The following is a 26,208-nucleotide window of genomic DNA, read 5'->3' on the forward strand; positions in this document are numbered from 1 at the left end:
TCATGCGTTTTAAAATTGAATCTGAATTCGGTCCTACGGGAGATCAACCTCAAGCTATTAAACAATTAGTAGCAGGCATTAATGCTGACGAAAAATATCAAACCTTACTTGGTGTTACGGGGTCAGGAAAGACGTTTACGGTTGCCAATGTTATACAGGAAGTGCAGCGTCCTACTCTGGTGCTGGCCCATAACAAAACCTTGGCTGCTCAGTTATATTCTGAGTTCAAACAGTTTTTCCCAAATAATGCGGTTGAATATTTCGTGTCGTACTATGACTATTATCAACCTGAAGCCTATATCCCGGTTTCTGGTGTTTATATAGAAAAAGATTTATCGATTAACGATGAAATCGAAAAGATGCGTTTAAGCGCAACATCGTCACTCCTTTCAGGCAGACGAGACGTGCTAGTTGTGGCTTCCGTGTCGTGTTTATATGGTATTGGAAACCCTGTAGAGTTTCAAAAAAACGTAATTTCTTTAGAACGCGATCAGGAAATTTCCAGAACTAAATTGCTTCACCGTCTGGTGCAAAGTTTATATTCCAGAACCGAAGCGGAATTTAACCATGGTAATTTCAGAATAAAAGGAGACACCGTTGATGTGTTCCCGAGTTATGCGGATTACGCGTTTAGGATTCACTTTTTTGGGGATGAAATTGAAGAAATTGAAGCCTTCGATATTCAAAGCAATCAGGTGATTGAAAAATACGACCGACTGAATATCTACCCAGCGAACATGTTCGTAACATCACCTGATGTCCTTCAAAATGCTATAAAGGATATTCAGAACGATTTGGTAAAACAACACGATTACTTTAAAGACATTGGGAAACATTTAGAAGCCAAGCGACTTAAAGAACGTACCGAATTCGATTTAGAAATGATTCGCGAATTAGGATACTGTTCAGGTATTGAGAATTACTCACGCTATCTCGATGGCAGACAACCAGGCACTCGCCCGTTCTGTTTACTGGATTACTTCCCGGATGATTATTTAATGGTCGTTGATGAAAGTCACGTGACCATTTCTCAAGTGCATGCGATGTATGGTGGCGACCGCAGTAGAAAAGAAAACTTAGTAGAATACGGTTTCCGTTTACCTGCCGCCATGGATAACCGTCCGTTAAAATTTGAAGAGTTCGAGGCGATACAGAATCAGGTCATTTATGTAAGTGCCACACCGGCCGATTACGAATTAAAGAAAACCGACGGAGTTTACGTGGAGCAAATCATCAGACCTACAGGGTTATTAGATCCGATTATTGAAGTGCGCCCAAGTTTAAATCAGATTGATGATTTAATTGAAGAAATTCAACAACGTGTTGAAAAAGATGAACGAACTTTGGTAACTACCTTAACCAAACGTATGGCAGAAGAATTGACCAAGTATCTGGATCGTATTCAAATTCGTTGCCGTTACATTCACAGTGATGTTGATACTTTGGAGCGTGTAGAAATCATGCAGGATTTACGTAAAGGCTTGTTTGATGTACTTGTTGGTGTGAATTTACTTCGTGAAGGTTTAGATTTACCTGAAGTATCTCTGGTAGCCATTTTAGATGCCGATAAAGAAGGGTTCTTACGTTCGGCACGTTCATTGACCCAAACGGTTGGTAGAGCCGCTAGAAACCTAAATGGTAAGGCTATAATGTATGCTGATAAAATTACGAATAGCATGCAGCAAACCATTGATGAAACCACTTATCGCAGAGAAAAACAAATCAATTACAATACTAAATTCAATATTACGCCGAAAGCATTAAATAAAAATTTAAATAATGCCTTGTCTAAAAATTCGGTTAGTACTTATAGTTACGAATTGGAAGCAGCTAAAGCTGCTGAACCAGAAAGTCAATACCTAACAAAACCTGAATTAGAAAAGAAAATAAAAGATAAGCGTAAACTAATGGAAGAAGCTGCTAAAGCGTTAGACTTTATTGTAGCGGCGAAACTTCGAGATGAGATAAAAGGATACCAGGAAAAACTAGAAAAGCTAAAAGTGTAACACTCTTAGCTTTTCTTCCCAAAAATATCTAGTTTGTTTTCTAGTTATACTGTGTTTTAAAAATATCAATCAACACATCCGGTGGTACTATTTTATTCGGAAAACTTTCCATTAAATACAGCACCTTAGAAATGGATTCATGGCTTAACCCCATGCGTAGCCCAAAGTTATGTAGCTTTACAATTTTTTTAGAATCACTCTGTTCGTTATCTATATTCATTAATAATACCAAACGATGAAACTGTACAATGCGTTCACTATGTGATTTTAAATGAATATAGTTAATAGGATGTTCTATCAGGTAGTCGAAATCCTCTCGAGAAATTTCAAGCTGTTTTGCAACACCTAACAAAAAATTGTATTCTAAATCTTTGATATCTTTATCATGCTTTGCAAAGGCAATCATTTCAGATAAGAGACTTAATTTTTCGACTCTATTAATCATATAGTTAAGGGATTAATTAATTACACTATAAAGATACGAACAACCTTAATTTTATAATCGTAGATAATTTGTAGCTTATCGAAAACCGTGGTGTATTTGGTCGTTTATTTTAATTATTTCATCTCAATTCATAAAAAAACAACATCATTTTTCATCTGATTTTCAACACTTTAAACAGAAACAACATACACTTTCACAAAACACCAACACACTAAATATCAGCACATTACAAACAACCTTTAATAATAAATTACTAAACATTATATCTCCATTTTTTGATTTATCTTTATAAAAATTGCAAAAACGCTAGAAAACACTTCTTAATACTATCTAATTCACAAAAAGGAATAGTACTTTTGGAACTTAAATTACAGACATGACAAATAATGATATTTTAAAAAAATTAAGAGTGGCTTTAAAGCTTAGAGACGATGACATTGTCAAAATTTTAGCTTTGGTAGACTTTAGAATTTCGAAAAGTGAACTAGGTGCTTTTTTTAGAAAAGAAGACCACCCGAAATACATGGAATGTGGCGACCAGATTTTAAGAAACTTTTTAAACGGTCTGGTAATTCATATGCGAGGCCCCATTCCTCCCAAAAAACAAGACAACAAAAAAAGCTCTTAATTTTCATTAAGAGCTTTTTTAATACGGTTAAAAATTGTACTACATAGATGATACCAGCTTAACCGGTATTAAATACTTTCTACCCGGAGCCATACCTTCGGCTTGAATTTTACAATAATTAAGTTTGTACTTTAAAAATTGCTCTAATTCATCTGAATCGGAATCAATTGACAATACAACAATTTCGCTTTTATTATTAATAGTAAAATAAACATTAGCAGAAACTTCCTCTGTAAATTCCAAATTAGAGTTCTTTAAGATCTTCTGTATTTCTACAGTAATGGTTTCCGTTTTCGGAAGGTCATTCACTTTGCTATTATTAGCAAAAATGGTGTTTGAACATAATAAAATTGCTAATACTAATAATACTTTAATTGTTTTCATCTGTTAATAATTTTATTGTTTTTAAATTGTCAGATGGAATTCGCCTAATAACAAATGTTGTGTAATCAACTTTTCATTAAGGCTCATTTCATAGTTTTAGTTTTTACAGCTTTTAATATTGACTGTTTTTGTTTTACGAGTCAAAATTAGACATAAAAAAAGAGTAGTGATTTACACTACTCTTATTAAAACTATATGGTAATATTAACAAATACTACGGCTATGTTAAGCCTATGCTAATACTTCTTGTACTTTATCTGCAGCTTCCTGGAATTCAGTCGCACTTAACACGTCTAAACCAGAGTTGTCAATTAATTCTTTAGCGATGTCTGCATTGGTTCCTTGTAAACGCACAATAATTGGCACGTTAATGTTACCCATGTTTTTGTAAGCATCAATAACTCCTTGTGCTACACGATCACAACGAACAATACCACCAAAAATGTTAATTAAAATTGCTTTTACAGCAGGATCTTTTAAGATGATTTTAAAAGCAGCTTCTACACGAGCAGCATCAGCAGTACCTCCGACATCTAAGAAGTTAGCTGGCTCACCACCTGCTTGCTTAATTAAATCCATAGTTGCCATTGCTAAACCAGCACCGTTAACCATACATCCAACGTTACCATCAAGGTCTACATAGTTTAATCCTTTTTCGCCAGCTTCTACTTCAATAGCACTTTCTTCGCGTATATCGCGTAAATCTACGTAATCTTTATGTCTGTAAAGCGCGTTATCATCTATGGTTACTTTAGCATCTACAGCTAAAATTTTATCGTCACTTGTTTTTAATACCGGGTTGATTTCAAATAATGAAGAATCAGATTTTACATAAGCCGTATAAAGATTAGTAACAAACTTTGTCATTTCTTTAAATGCTGTACCTGATAATCCTAAGTTGAAAGCAATACGTCTAGCCTGGAATGGTGTTAAACCAACAGCAGGATCGATTTCTTCAGTAAAAATTAAATGCGGAGTTTCTTCAGCAACAGTTTCAATATCCATACCTCCTTCAGTTGAATACATAACCATGTTACGTCCTGTACTTCTGTTTAATAAAACAGATACATAAAACTCACTAGTTTCACTATCTCCAGGATAGTAAACATCTTCTGCAACTAATACTTGGTGTACTTTTTTACCTTCAGCTGATGTTTGAGGTGTTACTAAGTTCATGCCGATGATTTGTCCAGCAATCTCTTCAACCTGCTCTAAGTTTTTGGCAAGCTTAACTCCACCACCTTTTCCACGACCACCTGCATGTACTTGTGCTTTAATAACATGCCAACCGGTTCCTGTTTCTTCAGTTAATTGTTTTGCTGCTGCAACAGCTTCCTTTGCATTTTGCGCTACAATACCACGTTGGATACGTACACCAAAACTGCTTAATATTTCTTTACCTTGATATTCGTGTAAATTCATAATTCGCTAAATAGTTTAAGAGGCACAAATGTAAATAATCGCAATAACTTACCCTAATATTTCAATGTGAAAACTTTATAAATAATAAACTAACAACCTTGTGTTAAATAATTAACATTCTGTTCAACTTGTATAATTTTTTATTTATTTATTTTTTATTGTCAGTAAAGAAATATCTTTGCCAAAAATTTGAAAATTATGTTGGAGAACCAATTGCTTAAAATTGCAGAAGATTTTGGAAGCCCTGTTTATGTTTACGACGCCGAGAAAATTGAGGCACAGTATAACAGACTAACTAATGCCTTTAGTGGTGTAAAAAAGTTAAAACTTAATTATGCTGTTAAAGCATTATCAAATATATCGATCCTAAAATTATTCAACAAGCTTGGTTCTGGTATAGATACGGTGTCTTTACAAGAAATCGAACTGGGTTTAAAAGCAGGATTCAAACCTCAACAAATTATTTTCACTCCTAACGGTGTGTCTTTAGCTGAAATTGAAGAAGCAGCTAAACTTGGTGTTGAAATTAACATCGACAACCTGTCTATTTTAGAGCAATTTGGTACAAAACACCCGAATGTTCCGGTTTGTATTCGTATTAATCCACATATTATGGCCGGTGGTAATGCCAATATTTCTGTAGGGCACATTGATTCTAAATTCGGAATTTCTATTCACCAGATTCCTCATATTTTACGTATTGTTGAAAATACAGGAATGACTATTAACGGTATTCACATGCATACCGGTAGTGATATTTTAGATATTGAAGTGTTCTTGTATGCGAGCGAAATTTTATTCGATACGGCTAAACAATTCAAAAACTTAGAATTCATTGATTTCGGTTCTGGATTTAAAGTACCTTACAAAGAAGGTGACATTGAAACCAATATTGAAGAATTAGGTAAAAAATTAACGGCTAAGTTTAACGCCTTCTGTAAAGAATACGGAAAAGACTTAACCTTGGCTTTCGAACCTGGTAAATTTTTAGTAAGTGAGTCGGGTTACTTCTTAACTAAAGTAAATGCAGTTAAACAAACCACTTCAACAGTGTTTGCTCAGGTAGATTCTGGTTTCAACCACTTAATCCGTCCGATGTTTTACGGGTCGCATCATGACATCATTAACATCTCTAATCCTAATGGTAGTGAACGTTTCTATACCGTTGTAGGTTACATTTGTGAAACGGATACTTTTGGTAGTAACAGACGAATTAAAGAAATCTCTGAAGGCGATGTGTTATGTTTTAAGAATGCAGGGGCTTACTGTTTCTCAATGGCAAGCAATTACAACTCAAGGTTCCGCCCTGCCGAAGTTTTATGGTATAACAATGAAGCGCATTTAATTAGAAAAAGAGAAACGTTTGATGATATCATTAAAAATCAAATAGAAGTCGATTTTTCAGAAAAAAAACAAAAAGAGTTGGCTAAATAACCAATTTCTATAATTATACATCTTAGTTATAAAAGCTCAACCTTTGGTTGGGCTTTTTTTTTATTTCAGAAACTAAAACAAGATTTATTAATAAATTTCCCTATATTTAAGTACGCTATTACTTATAAACCAACAAATTACCCACCCCTCTCTCCATAATTAACCTCTAATATTAGAGTCCCAAGTTGATTTTATTTAGAATATTAATCGTGTTAAAATAACATTTAACACCACCAAACTATATAACCATTATTAATTCTAACCAAAATCAAAATTATGAGAACACTATTGTATTTATTATTCGTACTACCTCTCTTAGGAGTATCTCAAGGAAACGACAATTATTTACTAAACATGTCTGAAATCACTGTGAAAGCAGGGCACAATTCGCAATTTAAAGAAGGGGTTATGTCCTGGAAAAAATGCTACAAGGACAATGAAGGAGAATTTAAATGGAGTATGTGGAGACGCGTTCAAGGTAAAGGAACGGTGTATACTATGACTAGTCGTATGGCTAATTGGGCTGAAATGGATGAAAGCAATGATGAAGCCGGAAAAAAATGTAGAATGAAAGTTGTTGATTTAATTATTCCTCATGTTGAAAGTGTGGAGTACAATATTGCCCGTCGTATGCCTGATATCAGTAAATCAAGTTCTAGCTTACCTGAAGACACCAAACTCGTATGGGTGTACAATGTAAAAGTGGACAATTACGATAGTTTCATGGAAACCGTTAAAGAAGTAGAATCAGCCATTAAAAAAGCTGAAGGCGACGTAAGGGGCACCTGGTATAGCGTAATAGGTGGAGGTCCACATGTATCTGATTTCTTTGTGACTGTTCCTTTTAAAAATTTTGCTGCGCTTGATGAAGACCGCGATGGCGTTTGGAAAGTTTATGAAAAAGAAAAAGGAAAATCCAAAACCGAAGACATCAAAGAAAAATTCAGAACTGCAGTTTCTAAAGATTGGTCTTACATGTATAGCTTAATAGACGACCTGTCTTATTAAAATATAGTTTCAAAAAACTATTCAACTTACAAAAAAAGCACAATTTAAAATTGTGCTTTTTATCCCTTTTTGACATTTAGAGAATATTACCCAAATTAATTAATAGCATTTTGTTTTAACCTAAAACCAAAACAATGAATCAAAAAGCAATACGCTATGAACTAGCCGATTTAAAGCAAAAAGTTTATTTATCTGAAAACGCAACATTGCGATATCTTGTTTTTGCTGCTCTATATGTTTGCGAAGGCATTCCCATTGGTATTACTTTTTACGCTATCCCAGCTTGGTTGGCTATGAATAAGGTTTCCGCAGTTTCTATTGCTGCTTATGTTTCTATCATCTCAATTCCATGGAGTTTTAAATTTTTTATAGCCCCTATTATCGATCGATACACCCCAATAGCTATGGGCAGAAAACGCCCCTGGATTATTGTTGCTCAAATAGGACTAATCATTAGCTTTCTGTCTTTTGGCTTTGTAAAAGAACCTTTAAGTAATATTCAGGGTTTAATGATTTGTGGTTTTTTAATAAGTCTTTTTGGCTCGACTCAGGATATTGCCATAGATGGCATGGCGGTTGATATAATTCCCATACACCAACAAGCAAGGGCTAATGGTATTATGTGGGGATCTAGAATTATAGGTCAGTCCTTATCATTACTTTTAGGAACAACTCTTATAAATATTGTAGGATTTACAAATGCTATTACATCATTATCTTTAATTATAGCATTTCTTATACTTGTTCCTATTTATTTCAGAGAACACAGAGGTGAAAAACTTATGCCCTGGACAAAAGGTAAAGCCTCTGAAGTTTCAAAAAAGGCACAGCTTACAGAATGGAAAAGCTTGTTTAAAAACCTCGGAAAAGTCCTCATACTGCCAACCAGTCTAATTCTGAGTCTGGGCATGATTTTCACTGGTGCTTCAACTGGATTTATTGAAGTCTTATTTCCTATTTTTACGGTTCAGGAATTAAATTGGACCAATACGGATTATTCTCAAGTTTACTCCATAGCTTCGGTTGTTGGTGGTGGCTTTAGTATGGTTGCCGGTGGGGTTATTATAGATTTTATTGGCACAAAGAAAATGGCACTAATTCTTATATCCTTATTAGCTCTTGTTATTTTCTCATTCGGTTTAATTTCAAATAGTTGGCAAAACATCTCTACTGTTTATGGATTTATCATACTTTTTAATTTATTAAACACTCTACTTACCGTAGCACTTTTAGCCATGGCGATGAAAATCTCATGGCACAAAATATCAGCTTCTCAATTCACGCTTTATATGACCTGTAATAATCTGGGAATTATAATAGGTCCATGGCTGTTTGGTTTGATTCAAGAAAAATTACAATGGAATCAAGTCTTTTTTTGCGGTGCAGCCATTCCATTTTTCGCTTTTTTCATTTACAAAACCATTAACATAAAAAAACACTTAACCACATTAGAAAATTTAACTGAATAACAACCAACTAAATATAAAACTTATGAAAACTTTAATCTCATTATTTCTGTTAACAGCAAGTTTAAGCCTGGTTTCCTGTAACGATGGGAAACTTGAAAAAAACATCTCTATGTATGAAAAAACATGGAATGAAATTATAAACAATGGTGATATTGATCTCATCAACGCTTCTAACTTTACAGATGATATCACCTTGGTTACAAGCCCTGAAAACATAGTCGGGATAGATAATTTAAAGGCCTATTATCAAAATTTCCTAACTGGATTTTCAGACATAAAATTTACAGTCATTCAGGTTTTCGGTCAAGACGACAATATTGTAAAGCACTGGAATTTTAAAGGCAACCATACTGGAGCCTTTTTCGGAATACCCGCCACAGGAAAATCTGTTAATATTAATGGTGTTACCCTAGTAAAAATGAAAGACGGAAAAATTGCTCAGGAAGAAGACTTTATGGACAATATGGTTTTTATGCAGCAATTGGGGCTTTTACCTAACCAAGAAAACATAGCTATTATAGACGGTATATACGAAGCTTTTGGAAAAGGTGACATCCCAACTGTTTTAGGCATGATGACATCAGACATTATATGGAATGAATCAAGTTCCAGTTCCTATTCCGACGGTAACCCTTACAGTAGTCCTGATGCCGTATTAAACGGCGTTTTCAAAAGATTAGGAGAAGATAACGACTATTTCAAATTGGAAAATATAAAATTATCTGCTTTAGGGAATGACCAAGTATTAGCCACTCTCAACTACGATGGTAAATTGAAAAAAACCGGCGAAACTTACCAAACCACAGTAGTACATTTATGGACATTAAAGGAAGAAAAAGTAACAGCTTTTCAACAATACATAGGTTTAGGCAAACAATAACCAAACATAAGAAACACACAATGAACAACATAAACATTTTATTACTAAATTAAACTTTATAATTTAGACATGGCCTATGATAAAATCCAATCGAATTGAATCTATAGATGTTTTAAGAGGGTTAGTCATGATTATTATGGCTTTAGATCACACAAGAGATTACTTTCATTACGGTGCTTTTTTTAGTAATCCAACCGATTTAGAAACGACCACTCCAATCTTGTTTTTCACCCGATTTATTACGCATTATTGCGCTCCTGTTTTTATTTTACTAGCCGGAACTTCCGCTTTTTTATATGGCAGCAAGAAAACAAAACCTGTACTTTTTAAATTCCTTTTTAGTCGCGGCATTTGGCTTATTTTTCTCGAAATATTTTTAAACAACCTGTTATGGAAATTCGATATCACTTATTCTGTTATCATCCTTCAGGTAATCTGGGCTATAGGCGTAACTATGCTTATCCTATCCTTTTTAATATTTTTAAATACCAAACTTCTATTACTTATAGGAATAATATTAATTGCCGGTCACAATAGCTTAGACGGAATAACCATGCAAGGCAATAGTTTTTCTTCTTTGTTATGGTATGCCTTACATCAACAAAACGGAACGGCTATAGGAGGACAATTGGTCGTTTTTGCATATCCTATTCTACCATGGCTCGGGGTTATGATTCTCGGTTATTGCCTTGGGCAACTTTACCTTTCTGATTACAAAAGTGATTTAAGAAGAAAATGGCTATTAGTTCTAGGAACATCAGCCACAGTCCTATTTTTCATCATTCGTGGTATAAATGTTTATGGTGACCTTGTTCCTTGGACCTTACAAGACACTACCACTAAAACCATATTGTCTTTCTTTAAAGTCACCAAATATCCACCTTCCTTATCGTATCTTTTAATCACCTTAGGACCTTCATTATTATTTCTATACGCTATTGAATCTGTAAAAAATAAAATAACCGATTTTATGATTGTTTTTGGTCGGGTACCTCTGTTCTATTATTTCCTTCACATTTTTGTCATCCATGTTTTAGCAATAGTCGGTATACTAATTTTCGGTGGAGATTGGAAAAACATGATTATAACACAGGCAGGATTTAACAATCCAACACTAAAAGATTACGGCTATTCTTTATTTATAGTTTATCTCGTTTGGATTTCAATTATTACCCTTCTCTATTTCCCTTGTAAAACCTACATGATTTATAAAGCTAAAAACAAAGATAAATGGTGGTTAAGCTACCTGTAATACCTCTAAACATATGATAAAAAATAATGAACATTTAAAACGTGAAGTTGGGGTTTTAGGGCTTTCTGCCAATATAGTAAACATTATAATTGGTTCCGGCATTTTTGTCTTACCGGCAACCATTGCTGCACTTATGGGGTCTGCAAGTATTATCACTTATTTGTTTTGCGGACTATTAATGGCTTTGGTCATGTTATGTTTTGCCGAAGCCGGTAGCAAAGTGAATAATACTGGTGGACCTTATACCTATATTGAAACCGCCTTCGGCGATTATGCCGGTTTCATAGCCGGATGCTTTGCGGTTAGCAGTAACCTGTTTGCAGATGCCGCCGTGTCCAATGCGTTAGTAAACATTATTACTGCGGCCTACCCTGCTCTAGAAGGAACTTACTTCCGGTTAATCTTTTTAATTATTTTATTTTGGGGACTTGCATCGATAAATATTCTTGGTATAAAGCAAGGCATCGGCCTTGTAAAACTAAATACCATTTTAAAACTTTTGCCTTTATCTATTTTAATCATTGTCGGATTACCGAATATCACTCTCAGTAATTTAACTATTGACAGCCTTCCTGATTTAAACACCTTAGGTCAAGCGTCTTTAATTCTGTTTTTTGCCTTTCAAGGGTGTGAAACAGGCATTATTGTAGGCGGTGAGGTTGTAAAACCTAAACGTACCATACCCAAAGCTGTTTTGGTAAGCATAAGCACTGTACTTGTTGTTTATGTATTATTGCAAACTGTTGGTCAAGGCATTCTTGGAAATGACTTCCAGAACTATGAAGCAGCTCCATTGGCTGAAACCGCGAAAATTGTGTTAGGATCTTTCGGTTTTTTACTTTTAACCGTAGGCGCTGTAATTTCCATGTTTGGAAATATGACAGGCTCTATTCTTAATAGCCCTAGAATCGTTTATGCACTTTCAAGAGATAATGTTATACCCATAAAATTCCTTTCAAAAATTCACAAAACCTATGCAACACCGTATGCAGCTATACTAGTTTATGTCGCCATTAGTTTTACATTAACGGTTTTCGGAAGTTTTAAACAATCTGTAATTATTGCTACCAGCTCTATGCTTTTGCTTTACCTCGGGGTTGCTTTATCTGTTATTAAACTCAGACAAAACAAAAAAGCTAAAGCCGAGGAATTTAACATCCCAGGAGGTCTAACTGTTCCTATTCTATCAATACTTATTATCTTTTATTTTCTATCCAACTTGGCTTCTTTCGAAATCATTGGTACCATTCTTATTATCATTTCACTCAGTATTATTTATGTAATCATCAAGTATTTTCAAAATAAAAAGACACGAATTAATTAAAAAACGTCTTGACTGAGACTAAGTTTACTCATTTGGTATATTTTTTTAAATTAGCTGAACACTAATCCATTACTATGCGTTTATCTCTCATTTTAAAATCAACCCTTTTTTTATTTTCAATGCTTTGCGTCGCATCAAGCTTTGCTCAAGACGAAGAAATTAAAGACGGTTTTAAAGAAGAACAACTTACCTTTTCTAATGGCGATAGCCGATACGCCAGTTATAACAAAGAAGGAACAAAGATTATTTTCGAATCTAATCGTGATGGGGTTTGGCAAATTTATGTGATGAATATCGATGGAAGTGCGCAAAAACGAGTGATGACAACAACCTCTAACGATAGACGCCCGAAATGGCATCCTTCAAAAAATATGATTCTTTTTGAATCGGACAGAACAGGCACCAATGAAATTTATACCCACGATTTCGACTCAGGTAAAGTCAATCAACTACCTATTAAGCTAAGTGGTAATAAATACTTTGGTAGTTTTGCTCCTAACGGCGGAGAGCTTATGTTTTCATACTCAGAGCGAGCCGATATTTTTGATATTTACGCTTGTTCCATAAAAGGAAAACGCCTAAAAAAAGTAGTTAGTAATAAATTTAAAAATGTCTACCCAAATTTAACCTCCAGAGGAGATGTCTTGATCTATTTTTCAAATAAAAACACGCAAGGTGAAAGCAATATTATTTACAGCCAGCATTTGTTTACCAAGGATAAAAACCGTTTAACCTATTTAAAAGACGAAAGTACCTACCCCGACTGGTCTAATACGAACGGTAGTAGACGTATAGTTTATTCGGCTCAAGTTGATGATATGCAACATTCTGAAATTTTTATCATGCGAGACGATGGCACACACAAAATACAAATTACCTATAACGACGTAGAAGACATTTTACCGTGCTGGTCACCAAACGATATTAATTTATTGATTTCCGGTTTTAGACAAGGAAATTACCAAATATGTAAAGTGCTTTTAAAAGAACCGTTAAACCCAGACCAAAAACCTTTGGATTAGTTTTTGTCTTTCACTGTTCCCGAAAACAAACTCACATTAGATGTAAATGGATTTCCTGATGCGCGTCTCAACATGACTACCTGACCACAGTGCCATACGGCATCTTCAACGGGTCCATTAATGATATTCCAAAAGGGCACTTCGGTGCTGGCTAAATCAAAATTACCATTATTAGCTTTTAAAGCTTCAGAAACTAATTTTAAATTCAATAAGGTTTGTTTTCGTTTTTCTTCGAAGGACAATTCATCTTTGTTTTCATCTTTATTATCTGTAAGAACACTGTTTCTAATAAACTTACTTAATCCATAAATATGTTCAACCGTTTCTCCGGATGTTCTGGAGTCCGCTCCTATTTTATAAGCCAAATCTTCTGCTCGTAAGCCTTGGGTTGCCCAGTAATATCTAAACCCCAACCCATCAATCATTCTTGCCGCTGTCGTTGCTGGCGTATAGAATTCAGGGCTTTCAGGAATTTCGTAATATGGTAATTTATTAGACACTTGAGCAAAACTTTGAATAGTAAAAAGAAGGATTATTAAATATCGCATGAGTTAAAGATTTAAACCAAAAGTAATGTTTCTCTACAGGTTATTTTCTAAAAGAAATCCTAAAATAAATTAATCCTCACTTTCTAATTGGGCTTTATAAAGGTGCAGGTTTTCTAAAATATCCTCATCTAATTCTGGTTCTTCAATATCTTTATACTCTTTTAAAGTATCGTACATAATCTTGGCTACAATATAACGCGCCGATTCTTTATCATCGGCAGGAATTGTATACCAAGGGGCATGTGGCATCGATGTTCTGTTTATAGCATCTTCATAACATACTTGATAATCGTCCCACTCCTTACGCTCTTTTAAATCTCCCGGAGAGAATTTCCAGTTTTTCTCCTGTTTTTCAAGACGTCTTAATAATCGTTCTTTTTGTTCTTTTTTGGAAAGATTTAAAAAGAACTTAAAAATAATGGTTCCGTTTTCAGCTATGTGTTGTTCAAACTCATTAATCTGCTGGAAACGTTTATCCCAAAACGCATCATTAACATCTTCTACTTTGGTAACCGTTGGAAGGTTCTCGCCTAAAATATACTCGGGATGCACCCTTGTAACCAATACATTTTCGTAATGCGTACGATTAAAAATTCCGAATTTACCACGAGCAGGTAGTGCAATGTAATGTCGCCACAAATAATCGTGCTTCAATTCTAAGTCGGTTGGCACCTTAAAACTATGCACAATAATACCCCGTGTATTAAAATCTTTAAACACCTCACGAATCAAACTATCCTTTCCGGCCGTATCCATCCCCTGTAAACACACCAAAACCGCATATTTACCATGAGCATACATTGTATCTTGAATTTTACCAAGCTTCTTTCTAACCTTTTTTAATTCCTTTTTAGCATCGTCTATAACGACTTTAGTTTCTAATTCCTTTAGTGAAATGTTTGAAGTTACTTTATATTTTTCCATAAATAAGAGGGCTCCTTAGTTTTAAGTTTCGAGGTTTTCATTATATCCTTTAAAGATAGTAATTTCTACAATTTCGACGAAAAACACCAATAAATACAATGTTTTTGGTATTTTCGTTATACCTATTTATGTTATAACCCCAAATTATATGAAAAATTTCTTCTATCTCTTTTATTTAATTGGCGCTTTAAGTATGCATGCTCAAAGCAAATGCGATAATGCCAATGCCTACTTAGTAAGTGCTTATTCACATGCAAAATCATCTTATGATGCTAATAATATTAGTCACTTAAAATATTCTGCACATCGCTCGTTAGAATCCATCAATCTCGCAAAGAAAACCTTAGAAGATTGTAACTGCAGCAAAGCTTTAGAACAAACGAACAAAGCTCTAGAAGTTTTAGCTAAAGTTGATGACCAACCGACTTACGAAGACGGCAGATATTTTGTAAAACGCGCTAAAGAATTCTGTAAACAGAGCGTGATTGAAATGGATAAATGCGCCACGTCTTCATATAGTATGCAAAACATTGAAGCAGAATATGTAGCTGATGCAACGGACACAAACGATTTAGCAAGTCTGAAAAATGAACAAGCTGCTTTGCTTGCGCAACAAGAAGCCCTGAAGCGTAAAGAAGCTGAAATAAAAAGACAGTTAGCTGAACAAAAAGAAAAAAAGCTGCTACTTGAAAAGCAACAGCTTGTGGTATCTTACGAAAAGATGATTGATTTAAATATTAAGACCTACAACGAAACTTTAAAAAGCTGTAATTGCGGGCATCAAACCATCGTTAAATCAAGCAACTCAGTAAACACTTCAGACTTGTCTACTGAAGCATTAAAAACCCATTACACCAATCAATTGAAAAGCTTAGCTTCAAAATATTTGGCTGAGTTAGATTCGTGTAAACTATAATATCTATTTAGAAACGTCAGGTTATTTACTTGCAAATAACTTGACGTCTTCTTCACTTACCTGCTTACCGCCTAAAATTATTAGACGTTCTACTACATTTCGAAGTTCACGAATATTTCCGGTCCAGTCGTAATCTTTAAGTAAACCCAAAGCTTTATCTGAAAACTCTTTTTTAGCTGTACCATGCTCGCTCGCAATTTTTTCTGAAAAGTGATTCACCAATAATGGAATATCATCCCTACGGTCGTTTAATGGCGGTATCTGGATTAAAATAACTGCCAATCGGTGATACAAATCCTCTCGGAATTTACCATCGGCAATTTCCTTTTTCAAATCTTTATTTGTTGCCGCAACCACACGAACATTCACTTTAATATCTTTATCGCTCCCTACACGCTGAATGCGACTTTCCTGCAACGCTCTTAACACTTTTGCTTGTGCTGGTAAACTCATATCTCCAATCTCATCAAGAAAAATAGTTCCTCCGTTTGCCGCTTCAAACTTTCCTGCACGGTCTTTAACAGCACTGGTAAACGCGCCTTTAACATGACCAAACAATTCGCTTTCTATCAATTCGCTTGGTATTGCAGCACAGTTCACTTCTATCATCGGGCCTTTACTGCGTTCACTTTTTTGATGTAGCCAATGAGCCACCAACTCCTTACCTGTTCCATTCGGTCCTGTTACCAAAACACGAGCATCTGTTGGTGCCACTTTTTCAATCATATCTTTAATATGAGAAATCGCATCACTCTCACCCACCATCTGGAAATTTTTACCGACTTTCTTTTTTAGTAGCTTGTTTTCTACAACAAGTTCTTTACGATCTAAAGCATTTCGAACGGTATTTAGCAAACGGTTTAAATCCGGTGGTTTTGAGATATAATCGAAAGCTCCAAGACGCATAGTGTTTACAGCTGTATCTAAATCGCCATGACCAGAAATCATAACAATTGGAATTTCCGGTTTAATTTTTTTGGTAGCCTCCAATACTTCAACACCATCCATTTTAGGCATCTTAATATCGCAAAGAATTAAGTCGTAATCGTCATTTTTAATTTTATCGATACCCACCAATCCATCTTCGGCTTCTTCTACAACATAAGTATCGTTTTCTTCAGAAAGAATTTTAACAAGTACACGACGAATAGCAGCTTCATCTTCTATAATTAAAATTTTGGGCATAATATTTTCCTTTTAAAATTCTGTTTATTGGTTTTGGTCTTCTAACTTCGGTGTATTACCAGAAGATTTTAAGTTTAGATTGATACTTTGATTTGGGTTTTGAATAATGTGAATATCGCGTTGTGGGAATGGAATACTAATATTGTGTTCTCTAAATAACCGATCGATCTCAAAACGAATATCACTTTTAGGCATATTGGCATTAAAGCTATCGCTTAATGTAAAAATCACTCTGAAATTTAGCGAACTATCGCCAAAATCTTCAAAACGCACTATTGTTTCTGAAGTTGCCATTACATCAGGATGTGAATTAGCCGCTTGTATTAAAAGTTCTTTTACCAACTGTACATCGCTACCATAGGCCACGCCAACCGTAACACTTTCTCGTGTAGTACTTCCGTTTTGCGTCCAGTTATACAAACTGTTTTCTAAATACAAATGGTTTGGAATGATTAGCACTTTATTATCAATCGTTACAGCTCTTGTTGTGCGCAATTTTATTTCTTCAACACGACCAATTTTCCCCTCTAACTCAATAATATCTCCAACATGAACCGTTTGATCTACCAATATAAATATTCCAGAAATAATATCCTGAAACAACGTTTGCAAGGCTAAACCAATACCAATCATTAAGGCTGCGGAAGCCGCAAAAACAGCTGTAACATTTACCCCTACAGCGTTTAATGTAATTAAAAGGATAATGAGATAAACCAGCCATCTAAAATACCCGAAAACCACATTAAATTTCCCTTTTTCTTCTTCGGGTAACTTTTTGGTAATAAGCTTTAAAATCACTCGTAATACCAAAGTAGTAACAAAAATGGCAGTGATAATGGCTATAACATCGAGAACCGAAATATGAATCTTCTCGGTTATTTCGACATGTAGATTTAAAAAATCTTTGACTTTACTCCAAACGGAACTCTCCGTTACTGCCTTTTCTATTTTTTCTAATTCCTGAGTCATGTTAATATTTAATCCATTTAATCAGCTCTTTATAGCTTGGCTTTTTACCATACATTAAAATACCTACCCTATAAATTTTGGCTGCAAACCATACCGTAAGCATAAAAGTACCAATTAAAATTACAAAAGATACTATTTGCTGCCAAAGTGGAACACCAAAAGGAATACGCATAAGCATAACTACCGGTGATGTTAATGGTATAAATGAAAACACGGTAGACACCGTTCCATGCGGATCTTCTATTACCGTAAACAGCCCAATATAAACCGCTAACATTAATGGTGTTATAATGGGTAACATAAATTGCTGCGTATCTGTTTCATTATCGACGGCTGCACCAATGGCTGCATACAATGAACTATATAATAAGTAACCACCGATAAAGAATAAAATAAATGCAAAAATTAAATTCGTTAATGGTAAATTATAGAATGAGGTCACAAAATTTTGAACCTGCGCGTTTATTTCAGGGTTTGCCATAGCCTGATTCATCATCTCTTGCTGCTGCGTTTCCATAACATTTATACCAAAGAATACAGAAATAACAGTCAACAGAATACTACCAATAATTAACCAAATAATAAATTGTGTAATTCCGGCCAATGATGTTCCAACAATCTTACCAAACATTAATTGCACCGGCTTAACAGAAGAAATTATAACCTCGATGATTCTGCTGGTTTTTTCTTCAATAACGCTACGCATAATCATGTTTCCATAAATAATGATAAACATGAAAAGTAAATATCCCGCTGCGCCTCCAAAAATAAGTTTTACAACACTATCGGTTTTTGAAGTTTTCTCTCCTTCAAAACTTTCCTGAACAATATTTATATTGATTTTTGAAGCGTTAATCATATCCACATCTACCCCATTATCTAAAAGCTTTAGATTGGTAAGTTTCTTTTCTAACTGCCCTTCAAGATCTGAAATAAGTGTTAAAGACGGAGACTCTTCTGAATAAAATTGAATGTGATTTTCAGCTTCATTCACATTTTTAAAATCACCGATATAAAGTAAACCGTAAGCTTCTGTCTCTTTAGCGAACACTTTTGCGTCTCCTAGAGACATCTCGTTTAATATGTTGTAGGTGGTTTTGTCATTACTTTTAAAAATGTTCTGTACTAACCCAGACTCATCCAACACTGAGATCGTTCTAACTTTTTCATTGTTCAACTGTGTTAAATAGGCAACAACAGAAACAAGAATAATCATAACCAGCGGACTTAAAAACGTCATGACTATAAACGATTTGTTTCTAACTTTTGTTAAATACTCTCGCTTTATTATTAGTGGTAAATGGTTCATTTTTCTATTGATTATTCTTTACAGTTTGAATAAAAATATCATTAACACTCGGAATTAATTCCACAAAGTGAGACACCTCACCTTGGCCAGTTAAATAGTTCAATAAATCGTTAGGACTTTCTCCGTTTGATAGTTTGATGTTAAGCTTTAGCTCATCATCTAAAGTCTTAAAACTAGCCGGAGACACCGTAAATTTATCTGATAATTTATTTTGCAGCGCTAGGTTATCAGCTGTTTTAACACCTACTTCAAAGGTATTAATTTTATATTGTCGTTTAATATCAATTAATTTTCCGTCAAGGATTTTATTCGACTTATTTATTAATGCAATATCATCACATAACTCTTCCACAGACTCCATACGGTGGGTTGAAAAAATAACCGTTGCTCCATTTTCACGAAGGCGTAAAATTTCATCCTTTATTAAATTCGCATTAATAGGATCGAACCCTGAAAACGGTTCATCGAAAATTAATAGTTTTGGTTCATGTAAAACAGTGACCACAAACTGAATTTTTTGTGCCATTCCTTTTGAGAGCTCCTGAATTTTTTTGTTCCACCAGTCGCCGATTTCTAAACGGTCGAACCAGTATTTTAATCGCTCTTTGGCCTCTGCTTTACTTAACCCTTTTAATTGTGCTAAGTATAGAGCCTGGTCGCCCACTTTCATAGATTTGTACAAACCACGCTCTTCAGGCAGATACCCAATATCTTTAATATGGTTTTCGTTAAGTAACTCGTTATCTATACGTACCGTACCAGAATCTGGCATAGTAATTTGATTTATAATACGTATTAATGTAGTTTTTCCGGCACCGTTAGGACCTAATAGCCCGAATATACTGCCCTTTGGAATAGATATAGACACATTGTTAAGCGCCCTGAAGTCTCCAAAATGTTTAGAAACCTGATTAACTTCTAATAAGTTGCTCATTGGTATAATTTATATTGACTAATGATTGGTAAAGATATTAAATGTTAAGAGACCTCTAAACGGTTTCAACAATTTAATCTTAAAAGCCTAATTTATTAATTGTAAAGCCAATAGCTTTTTGGTGTTTTTATAAAAACAAAACCCACCCTTAAAAAGGATTAAGGATGGGAAAAAATTGCTATGAAAAAGAAAAATTATCACTAAAATAAATTTAGTGATGAATCAAATATAGTTTTTTTATTCTTAATTCCAAATAAAAAGAATTAAGAACTTTTTAAAAAACAGCAGGTTAGTTTTATAATACTAAAAACTGCTACTTTCTAAGAAAACATATCTTTTACTTTTTCAAAAAATGATTTATCTGAACTTTCCGGTTTTGGCGAGAAGTGCTCATCTTCCTGCATAGATTCGAAAAATTCACGTTGTTGTTTATTTAATGTTTTAGGAGTCCATACATTTACATGCACTAATAAATCCCCCTTTCCGTAACCATTTATACTCGGAATACCTTTTCCGCGTAAACGTAAAATTTTACCCGATTGCACACCAGGCTCAATTTTAATACGTACTTTACCTGTTACGGTATCTATTTCTTTCGACGTTCCTAATACGGCATCAGGGAAACTTACATATAAATCATAGTGCAGATTGTCGCCTTCACGTTGTAATTTTTCGTGTTGTTCTTCTTCAATCACTACTATAATGTCACCTGGAATACCATTTCCTGGTGCTTCGTTTCCTTTTCCTGACACTTTAAGTTGCATACCATCTACAACTCCTGCAGGAATTTTAATAGAAACTGTTTCTTCTGCTACTTTTAACCCTTGCGCATCGGCATCGGCTGGTTTTTGATCAATAGTTTGACCAGAACCACCACAGGCATTACAAGGTGCAGACGTTTGCATTCTACCTAAAATGGTATTGGCAATACGCGTTACCTGACCAGAACCGCTACATGTTGTACAGGTTTTATAGGTTGTTCCGGGCGCTTGAACTTTACGTTTTACTTTTATCTTTTTATCAACGCCGTTAGCAACTTCTTCTAAAGTTAACTTCACACGAATACGCAGATTGCTTCCTTTAGTACGACGTGGACCACCGCCTCCGCCGAAACCGCCAAAGCCGCCACCAAAGCCTCCGCCGAAGATATCTCCAAACTGGCTGAATATGTCATCCATATTCATACCTCCGCCGCCAAAGCCTCCACCATTCTCGAATGCTTGATGACCAAACTGATCGTAACGTGCTTTTTTGTCGGCGTCGCTTAGTACTTCATAAGCCTCTGCTGCTTCTTTAAACTTTGTCTCTGCTTCTTTATTATCCGGATTTTTATCAGGGTGAAACTCGATTGCCTTTTTGCGGTACGCCTTTTTAATTTCGGCTGCACTGGCACCTTTGCTTACTCCTAATACTTCGTAATAATCTCTTTTAGCCATGTTCCTTTTTTATTGTCCTATTACTACTTTTGGAAAACGAATTATCTTATCGCCAAGTTTGTATCCTTTTTCGATAACATCGATAATTTTTCCTTTTAATTCTTCTGAAGGCGCAGGTATTTGCGTAATCGCCTCGTGGTTGTCTGCATTAAAAGCATCACCTTGAGCTGCCTCAATAACCTCTAAACCTTTTTGCTGAAGTGTAGATTTTAATTTATTACTAATAAGTTCAACACCTTTTAATAATTCCTTTTCTTCGGTTTTAGAAATTTCAACATAGGCTCTGTCAAAATCATCTAAAATAGGTAATAAGGCCACCATAACGTCCTGACTTGCCGTTTTGAACAAATCGACACGCTCTTTAGAAGTTCTTTTTTTATAATTTTCAAACTCGGCAAATAAGCGTAAAAACTTATCTTTCTCTTGCTTTAACTCATCTTGAAGCTTTTCTTCTACGGTCTTTTCTTCAACTTGTTCTTCAACCTCAACTGTTTCGTTTTCTGCGGCTTCTACTTGCTCCTTTTCTATATCGTGTTCTTTTTTACTCATCGCTGTATCTAAATTTTTATACAAATACTAAAACTGATTGGCAAAAGTACTGCCATTATTCTAAAAATGTCATAATGTCACAAAAAAATTAGTATGAATTTCATTAAACTAAGTTTAAAGTTATTTTGTAATTATTAACTTTATGAGTTTATAACCCAAAACAGATTTAAAAATGAAGAAAAATTTATTTACCGTATTATTTCTTTCTACCTTATCAATCTCCTTTTTTTCATGTAAAGAAAAAGCTAAAGAAGCAACCACAAGCGAAGCTGAGCAAGTAATTGAAACCCCTTCAGGTGTAAGTTACACCACCAATTTATCTGCTTCAACTATAGAGTGGAAAGGCTATAAGCCTACAGGAAGTCATTATGGCACCATCGATATTAAGGAAGGTGATTTGAGTTTAGTCGACTCTAAAATTTCAGGAGGCAGTTTTGTCATAGACATGACGTCCTTAAAAGATGCTGAAGGTAGTGCTAAACTTGAAGGCCATTTAAAAAGTGCTGATTTTTTTGAAGTGGAAACCTACCCTACCTCAACGTTTGAAATAACCAGTTTAAAAGATGAAAACGGCAAAGCCATGCTTTCAGGGAATTTAACCTTAAAAGGCACTACAAATAATGTAACCTTTCCGGTATCGGTTACCCATGAAGGTGAAACCCTTACTTTAGTAAGTGATATGTTTACTATAGACCGCTCTAAATGGAATGTAAAATATGGATCAAAATCATTTTTTGATGATTTAGGTGACAAATTTATAAACGACGATATTGAGTTAAAAGTTACAGTAAAAGCTACTAAGTCTTAGTTTAAAGAGTATTTTTTTGGAAAGCTGTTCTATACAAAAGAGCAGCTTTTTTTTATTGAATTACTTTAACAAATCATGTAGAGCAGGTTGTAAATGGTGATGTTTAAAATAGAAACCTTTATCTACTAGCTTATATTTTAAATTTTAACCAACTTAATATCAAACAAATACATTTTATTACTATATTAGTCATTATTCTCCCTTTTCGTTTTTTTTAGCGCATTTAATCACTAAAAAAGCCTGTTTTATGAAATTTCCTAATTCTGTAATTCTTTTTTTAATTATTACACTAACTGCCTGTAAAAAAGAACAAAAACAATCTTCATTAGCACCCTACCAAGGTAATGAAATCTATAGTATTATTTTTACAGGTACGAAAGTTGGCGAGCTTAAATCTCATATTTCTCAAGACAGTATTTTCATTGATTATGATTATAAAAACAACGGTCGAGGTCCTACAATTAAAGAAACTATCGTACTCAATGATGAAGGGTTTCCTATAAATTGGAATATTAAAGGTAATAGCACTTTTGGCAATCCTGTGGACGAACATTATAATTTAAACAACTTAAAAGCTATGTGGACAGATGCTACAGGTACGGATAGCACTATGGTTGATTCACCAATGTGGTATATTAACCAGTCGGGCAGTCCTTATTCTACTATATTAACAGCCAGGAGTTTATTAAAAGCACCTAATTATTCATTAGAAATACTTCCAGCAGGCACTTTAAAGCTTACTGAAATGGAATCTTTAAATATTTCAAACGACTCTACCAATGTTCAGGTTACCTCTTATGCCTTATCTGGCGCAGACACAAATCCCTCTTATTTTATTTTAGATGATGAACAACGCCTTTTTGCCTTTATTAACCCAAGATTTATTATAGTTCGTGAAGGATTTGAAAGTGAAGAAAAAAAACTAAGAGCATTATCTGAAAAATATTCTAAAGATCGCTTCGAAAAACTTCAGGAAACTTATGCCCATAATTATAATAAAAATGTTAGAATTACCAATGTTCATATTTTTAACCCAACAACTTTATCGCTTTCTAACCTCTCTTCTGTTGTCGTTCAAAACGATCGAATTATTTCAATAGATTCCCCTACTGAAACGAAAGATAATGAAGTTATTATTGATGGCAACAACGGTTCTTTAATTGCTGGAATGTATGATATGCATGCCCATACTGGTGTTGAGGAAGCGTTGGTTAATATTTTAGCCGGAGTTACTTCGTTTAGAGATATGGGTAATGACAATGATGTTTTAACCGAACTAATGACCAAAATTGATTCCGGAACCATTGCCGGACCTAGTATTCATAGATTAGGTTTTATTGAAGGTAAAAGCCCATACAGTGCCAATATCGGTATCATCGTTTCGAATAAAACTGAAGCTCTGGCTGCTGTTGATAAGTATCACGATATGGGTTATTACGGCATCAAACTTTATAATAGTATGAATGGTGACTGGGCTCCTGCCATTGTAAAACATGCCCATAATTATGGTATGTTTGTTTGTGGCCATGTACCAGCATTCTCAAATGCTGACGATATGCTAAAAGCAGGTTTCAATGAAATGACACATATTAATCAAACCATGTTAGGCTGGGTTTTAGAACCTGAAGAAGATACACGAACACTATTAAGATTAACCGCATTAAAACGCCTTCCCTCAGTTGATTTAAACAGTGACAAAGTTCAAGAAACCATGGCATTGTTTATAAAAAACAAAACAGCTATGGACCCTACCTTAGCAATACACGAAGCGCTATTATTAGCCAGGAATGGTAAAATTTGGCCAGGAACAAAAGATATTATTGACCATATGCCTCCTAGTGTCCAGCGTTCCCTTAAAGTTGCTATGGCCGACATTTCTAATCCAGAGGACGACATTGCCTATCGTGAAGCTTTTACAAAAATTATTGAGACCTTAAAAATGATGAAAGATAAAGGAATATTTATCGTTCCGGGAACTGATTTGGGAGGATCATTTTTCTACCATCGAGAATTAGAACTTTATGAACAACTAGGTTATAGCCCTGCCGAATTATTAAAACTGGCATCCTACGATATGGCCAAATATCTTGATGATGAAAACCTTGGAAGTATAGAAGAAGGCAACCTTGCTGATTTCTTCTTAGTACCTGGTGACCCTACCAAAGATATAAAAGCCATTAAAACCATTTCTTTGGTTTCCAAAGGTGGTACATTTTATTATCCAACTGAAATTTATCCTGAATTTGGCATTAAACCCTTCACTGAAAAACCAGAAATCAATGAGTAAATCATTCCAATAAATCGGCCAATGCAGGTTGTAAATGGTGATGTTTAAAATAGAAACCTTTATCTTCTATTTTTTTACAACTTACCCGCTGACTGTCAAATAAAATAGTATGCATTTCACCTAAAATCATTTTCATAAAGACTTTAGGAATGTTAGGCATTATTAAAGGCGCATCAACCGTGTTAGCTATAATTTTAATAAGCTCGTTATTGGTAACGGGATTAGGGGCTACAGCATTGTAAACTCCTGGCAATTGATGTTTTAAAACATATAAAAACAATTCGGCTAAATCATGAATATGAATCCAGGACTGCCATTGCGTTCCCTTACCAAAAGCCGCTCCAACTCCCATTTTCACAGGTTTAAGCATTTCTTTTAAGGCTCCGCCTTTATCAGACAATACCAACCCTATTCGAATTTTGGAAACTATGATATCTAGCTTTGAAAACGCATCGACTTCTGACTCCCAAATTTGAGTAACTTTACTCAAAAAAGAAGTATCTTTTACTTTATAATTTTCTTCGTAATAATTAGTAAGAGAATCCGGGTAAATACCAATTGCACTTGCTGAAACAACCTGTTTAATGGAGTGCATTTCGCCCTTGAGACTATTAACCAACAAACTTGTAGAATCTCTTCTGCTTGATAAGATTTCTTTTTTATAACAAGGTGTCCAGCGTTTTGAAATGCTGGCTCCGGCAAGGTGAATTATAGCATCAACACCATCAAAACATTGCGTATCTATTTCCTGAGTTTTAGGATTCCAATAGAACCCCTGATAATCCTCATTCTGTTCTATTTTAGATTTACTTGTCGTTAAATAGTTTACATAAATGCCTTTCTTGAAACAGTGCTTTACTATCTCACTCCCAATCATCCCTGTAGCTCCGGTAATTAAAACCCTCATGTTATATAGTAGTTTGTCCTAAAATTACGAAATGCAAATACTACAAACTACAGATTTATGTTAGGTTTAACATAATAGAAGATTAGGAAACAAGCAATCAAACGATTATTTACTTTTAGATTGTTTTTAATAGCCTGAGCATTTAGCTTACGTTGAATGTTT

24 protein-coding genes are annotated in these 26,208 nt (G+C 34.6%); 12 read left to right on the forward strand and 12 right to left on the reverse strand.

The annotated features are described in order from the left end of the window. Positions 1-2 precede the first annotated feature (2 nt). Positions 3-2,006: an excinuclease ABC subunit UvrB gene (gene uvrB, locus RBH94_RS00400; RefSeq protein WP_307881880.1), complete on the forward strand. Its 2,004-nt coding sequence runs from the start codon at positions 3-5 to the stop codon at positions 2,004-2,006. Positions 2,007-2,046: 40 nt separating this feature from the next. On the opposite strand, the gene RBH94_RS00405 is transcribed toward uvrB, so the two are convergent. After that, the gene (locus RBH94_RS00405) at positions 2,047-2,451 is read right to left on the reverse strand and encodes a TerB family tellurite resistance protein (protein ID WP_188223359.1); all 405 of its coding nucleotides are present in this window, start codon (positions 2,449-2,451) and stop codon (positions 2,047-2,049) included. A gap of 376 nt (positions 2,452-2,827) precedes the next feature. On the opposite strand from RBH94_RS00405, the gene RBH94_RS00410 reads away from it, so the two are divergent. Next, positions 2,828-3,079, forward strand: coding sequence for a DUF1456 family protein (locus RBH94_RS00410; protein WP_307881881.1), 252 nt, complete (start codon positions 2,828-2,830; stop codon positions 3,077-3,079). A 39-nt stretch (positions 3,080-3,118) separates the two neighbouring features. Here RBH94_RS00410 and RBH94_RS00415 read toward each other — a convergent pair whose 3' ends face one another. Both RBH94_RS00415 and sucC read right to left on the reverse strand, forming a co-directional pair. Then, complete coding sequence (locus RBH94_RS00415; protein ID WP_307881882.1) at positions 3,119-3,463, reverse strand: hypothetical protein; 345 nt, start codon at positions 3,461-3,463, stop codon at positions 3,119-3,121. A gap of 231 nt (positions 3,464-3,694) precedes the next feature. Then, a complete protein-coding gene (gene sucC, locus RBH94_RS00420) occupies positions 3,695-4,885 on the reverse strand; it encodes an ADP-forming succinate--CoA ligase subunit beta (protein ID WP_188223356.1) in 1,191 nt (396 codons plus the stop codon). 198 nt (positions 4,886-5,083) lie between these two features. Between sucC and lysA the strand changes: the two genes are divergently transcribed. The 7 genes from lysA (at position 5,084) to RBH94_RS00455 (ending at position 13,274) form a co-directional block, all read left to right on the forward strand. Then, positions 5,084-6,319 carry a diaminopimelate decarboxylase gene (lysA, locus tag RBH94_RS00425; protein ID WP_307881883.1) on the forward strand — a complete coding sequence of 412 codons (1,236 nt, stop codon included), beginning with the start codon at positions 5,084-5,086 and terminating at the stop codon, positions 6,317-6,319. 276 nt (positions 6,320-6,595) lie between these two features. Beyond that, entirely contained in the window at positions 6,596-7,327 is a 732-nt protein-coding gene (locus RBH94_RS00430; RefSeq protein WP_307881884.1) for a hypothetical protein, read from the forward strand. 134 nt (positions 7,328-7,461) lie between these two features. After that, a complete protein-coding gene (locus tag RBH94_RS00435) occupies positions 7,462-8,796 on the forward strand; it encodes an MFS transporter (protein ID WP_307881885.1) in 1,335 nt (444 codons plus the stop codon). 22 nt (positions 8,797-8,818) lie between these two features. Continuing rightward, complete coding sequence (locus RBH94_RS00440) at positions 8,819-9,676, forward strand: ester cyclase (RefSeq protein ID WP_307881886.1); 858 nt, start codon at positions 8,819-8,821, stop codon at positions 9,674-9,676. Between the two features lie 76 nt (positions 9,677-9,752). After that, complete coding sequence (locus tag RBH94_RS00445; RefSeq protein ID WP_307881887.1) at positions 9,753-10,928, forward strand: DUF1624 domain-containing protein; 1,176 nt, start codon at positions 9,753-9,755, stop codon at positions 10,926-10,928. A gap of 13 nt (positions 10,929-10,941) precedes the next feature. Continuing rightward, positions 10,942-12,252 (forward strand): APC family permease, encoded by a 1,311-nt coding sequence (locus RBH94_RS00450; RefSeq protein ID WP_307881888.1) that lies wholly within the window; start codon positions 10,942-10,944, stop codon positions 12,250-12,252. A 119-nt stretch (positions 12,253-12,371) separates the two neighbouring features. Further along, complete coding sequence (locus tag RBH94_RS00455; RefSeq protein ID WP_307881889.1) at positions 12,372-13,274, forward strand: hypothetical protein; 903 nt, start codon at positions 12,372-12,374, stop codon at positions 13,272-13,274. Here the strand turns inward: RBH94_RS00455 and RBH94_RS00460 are convergent. Then, a complete protein-coding gene (locus RBH94_RS00460) occupies positions 13,271-13,822 on the reverse strand; it encodes a hypothetical protein (protein ID WP_307881890.1) in 552 nt (183 codons plus the stop codon). The two genes, RBH94_RS00455 and RBH94_RS00460, sit on opposite strands and share 4 nt — an antisense overlap. Before the next feature lie 69 nt (positions 13,823-13,891). Next, positions 13,892-14,746: a PPK2 family polyphosphate kinase gene (locus tag RBH94_RS00465; protein ID WP_188223347.1), complete on the reverse strand. Its 855-nt coding sequence runs from the start codon at positions 14,744-14,746 to the stop codon at positions 13,892-13,894. Positions 14,747-14,939: 193 nt separating this feature from the next. On the opposite strand from RBH94_RS00465, the gene RBH94_RS00470 reads away from it, so the two are divergent. Continuing rightward, on the forward strand, positions 14,940-15,662 hold the full coding sequence (locus tag RBH94_RS00470) for a hypothetical protein (protein WP_307881891.1): 723 nt from the start codon (positions 14,940-14,942) through the stop codon (positions 15,660-15,662). Between the two features lie 21 nt (positions 15,663-15,683). Here the strand turns inward: RBH94_RS00470 and RBH94_RS00475 are convergent, their stop codons facing one another. From RBH94_RS00475 to RBH94_RS00500, 6 genes are all read right to left on the reverse strand, one after another. Next, positions 15,684-16,847 (reverse strand): sigma-54 dependent transcriptional regulator, encoded by a 1,164-nt coding sequence (locus RBH94_RS00475; protein WP_307881892.1) that lies wholly within the window; start codon positions 16,845-16,847, stop codon positions 15,684-15,686. 24 nt (positions 16,848-16,871) lie between these two features. Then, entirely contained in the window at positions 16,872-17,816 is a 945-nt protein-coding gene (locus RBH94_RS00480) for a mechanosensitive ion channel family protein (protein ID WP_307881893.1), read from the reverse strand. Between the two features lies 1 nt (position 17,817). Further along, positions 17,818-19,125 (reverse strand): ABC transporter permease, encoded by a 1,308-nt coding sequence (locus RBH94_RS00485; protein WP_307881894.1) that lies wholly within the window; start codon positions 19,123-19,125, stop codon positions 17,818-17,820. A gap of 4 nt (positions 19,126-19,129) precedes the next feature. After that, positions 19,130-20,059, reverse strand: coding sequence for an ABC transporter ATP-binding protein (locus RBH94_RS00490; protein WP_188223342.1), 930 nt, complete (start codon positions 20,057-20,059; stop codon positions 19,130-19,132). Positions 20,060-20,379: 320 nt separating this feature from the next. Further along, entirely contained in the window at positions 20,380-21,495 is a 1,116-nt protein-coding gene (gene dnaJ / locus RBH94_RS00495; RefSeq protein WP_307881895.1) for a molecular chaperone DnaJ, read from the reverse strand. 9 nt (positions 21,496-21,504) lie between these two features. Continuing rightward, positions 21,505-22,044, reverse strand: a complete 540-nt coding sequence (locus tag RBH94_RS00500; RefSeq protein WP_307881896.1) for a nucleotide exchange factor GrpE — start codon at positions 22,042-22,044, stop codon at positions 21,505-21,507. A 172-nt stretch (positions 22,045-22,216) separates the two neighbouring features. On the opposite strand from RBH94_RS00500, the gene RBH94_RS00505 reads away from it, so the two are divergent. Both RBH94_RS00505 and RBH94_RS00510 read left to right on the forward strand, forming a co-directional pair. Further along, positions 22,217-22,852, forward strand: coding sequence for a YceI family protein (locus RBH94_RS00505; protein ID WP_307881897.1), 636 nt, complete (start codon positions 22,217-22,219; stop codon positions 22,850-22,852). A gap of 247 nt (positions 22,853-23,099) precedes the next feature. After that, a complete protein-coding gene (locus RBH94_RS00510; protein WP_307881898.1) occupies positions 23,100-25,139 on the forward strand; it encodes an amidohydrolase family protein in 2,040 nt (679 codons plus the stop codon). 1 nt (position 25,140) lies between these two features. Here RBH94_RS00510 and RBH94_RS00515 read toward each other — a convergent pair whose 3' ends face one another. Further along, on the reverse strand, positions 25,141-26,046 hold the full coding sequence (locus RBH94_RS00515) for a TIGR01777 family oxidoreductase (RefSeq protein WP_307881899.1): 906 nt from the start codon (positions 26,044-26,046) through the stop codon (positions 25,141-25,143). Between the last annotated feature and the right edge of the window lie 162 nt (positions 26,047-26,208).

The organism is Aestuariibaculum sp. YM273 (genome assembly GCF_030908365.1).
Lineage (GTDB): Bacteria > Bacteroidota > Bacteroidia > Flavobacteriales > Flavobacteriaceae > Aestuariibaculum > Aestuariibaculum marinum.

Bases quoted from the DNA above. Each gene is read 5' to 3' on its own strand.
- uvrB (WP_307881880.1), top strand. From the start codon at position 3: ATGCGTTTTAAAATTGAATCTGAATTCGGTCCTACGGGAGATCAACCT.
- RBH94_RS00405 (WP_188223359.1), bottom strand. From the start codon at position 2,451: ATGATTAATAGAGTCGAAAAATTAAGTCTCTTATCTGAAATGATTGCC.
- RBH94_RS00410 (WP_307881881.1), top strand. From the start codon at position 2,828: ATGACAAATAATGATATTTTAAAAAAATTAAGAGTGGCTTTAAAGCTT.
- RBH94_RS00415 (WP_307881882.1), bottom strand. From the start codon at position 3,463: ATGAAAACAATTAAAGTATTATTAGTATTAGCAATTTTATTATGTTCA.
- sucC (WP_188223356.1), bottom strand. From the start codon at position 4,885: ATGAATTTACACGAATATCAAGGTAAAGAAATATTAAGCAGTTTTGGT.
- lysA (WP_307881883.1), top strand. From the start codon at position 5,084: ATGTTGGAGAACCAATTGCTTAAAATTGCAGAAGATTTTGGAAGCCCT.
- RBH94_RS00430 (WP_307881884.1), top strand. From the start codon at position 6,596: ATGAGAACACTATTGTATTTATTATTCGTACTACCTCTCTTAGGAGTA.
- RBH94_RS00435 (WP_307881885.1), top strand. From the start codon at position 7,462: ATGAATCAAAAAGCAATACGCTATGAACTAGCCGATTTAAAGCAAAAA.
- RBH94_RS00440 (WP_307881886.1), top strand. From the start codon at position 8,819: ATGAAAACTTTAATCTCATTATTTCTGTTAACAGCAAGTTTAAGCCTG.
- RBH94_RS00445 (WP_307881887.1), top strand. From the start codon at position 9,753: ATGATAAAATCCAATCGAATTGAATCTATAGATGTTTTAAGAGGGTTA.
- RBH94_RS00450 (WP_307881888.1), top strand. From the start codon at position 10,942: ATGATAAAAAATAATGAACATTTAAAACGTGAAGTTGGGGTTTTAGGG.
- RBH94_RS00455 (WP_307881889.1), top strand. From the start codon at position 12,372: ATGCTTTGCGTCGCATCAAGCTTTGCTCAAGACGAAGAAATTAAAGAC.
- RBH94_RS00460 (WP_307881890.1), bottom strand. From the start codon at position 13,822: ATGCGATATTTAATAATCCTTCTTTTTACTATTCAAAGTTTTGCTCAA.
- RBH94_RS00465 (WP_188223347.1), bottom strand. From the start codon at position 14,746: ATGGAAAAATATAAAGTAACTTCAAACATTTCACTAAAGGAATTAGAA.
- RBH94_RS00470 (WP_307881891.1), top strand. From the start codon at position 14,940: ATGCATGCTCAAAGCAAATGCGATAATGCCAATGCCTACTTAGTAAGT.
- RBH94_RS00475 (WP_307881892.1), bottom strand. From the start codon at position 16,847: ATGCCCAAAATTTTAATTATAGAAGATGAAGCTGCTATTCGTCGTGTA.
- RBH94_RS00480 (WP_307881893.1), bottom strand. From the start codon at position 17,816: ATGACTCAGGAATTAGAAAAAATAGAAAAGGCAGTAACGGAGAGTTCC.
- RBH94_RS00485 (WP_307881894.1), bottom strand. From the start codon at position 19,125: ATGAACCATTTACCACTAATAATAAAGCGAGAGTATTTAACAAAAGTT.
- RBH94_RS00490 (WP_188223342.1), bottom strand. From the start codon at position 20,059: ATGAGCAACTTATTAGAAGTTAATCAGGTTTCTAAACATTTTGGAGAC.
- dnaJ (WP_307881895.1), bottom strand. From the start codon at position 21,495: ATGGCTAAAAGAGATTATTACGAAGTATTAGGAGTAAGCAAAGGTGCC.
- RBH94_RS00500 (WP_307881896.1), bottom strand. From the start codon at position 22,044: ATGAGTAAAAAAGAACACGATATAGAAAAGGAGCAAGTAGAAGCCGCA.
- RBH94_RS00505 (WP_307881897.1), top strand. From the start codon at position 22,217: ATGAAGAAAAATTTATTTACCGTATTATTTCTTTCTACCTTATCAATC.
- RBH94_RS00510 (WP_307881898.1), top strand. From the start codon at position 23,100: ATGAAATTTCCTAATTCTGTAATTCTTTTTTTAATTATTACACTAACT.
- RBH94_RS00515 (WP_307881899.1), bottom strand. From the start codon at position 26,046: ATGAGGGTTTTAATTACCGGAGCTACAGGGATGATTGGGAGTGAGATA.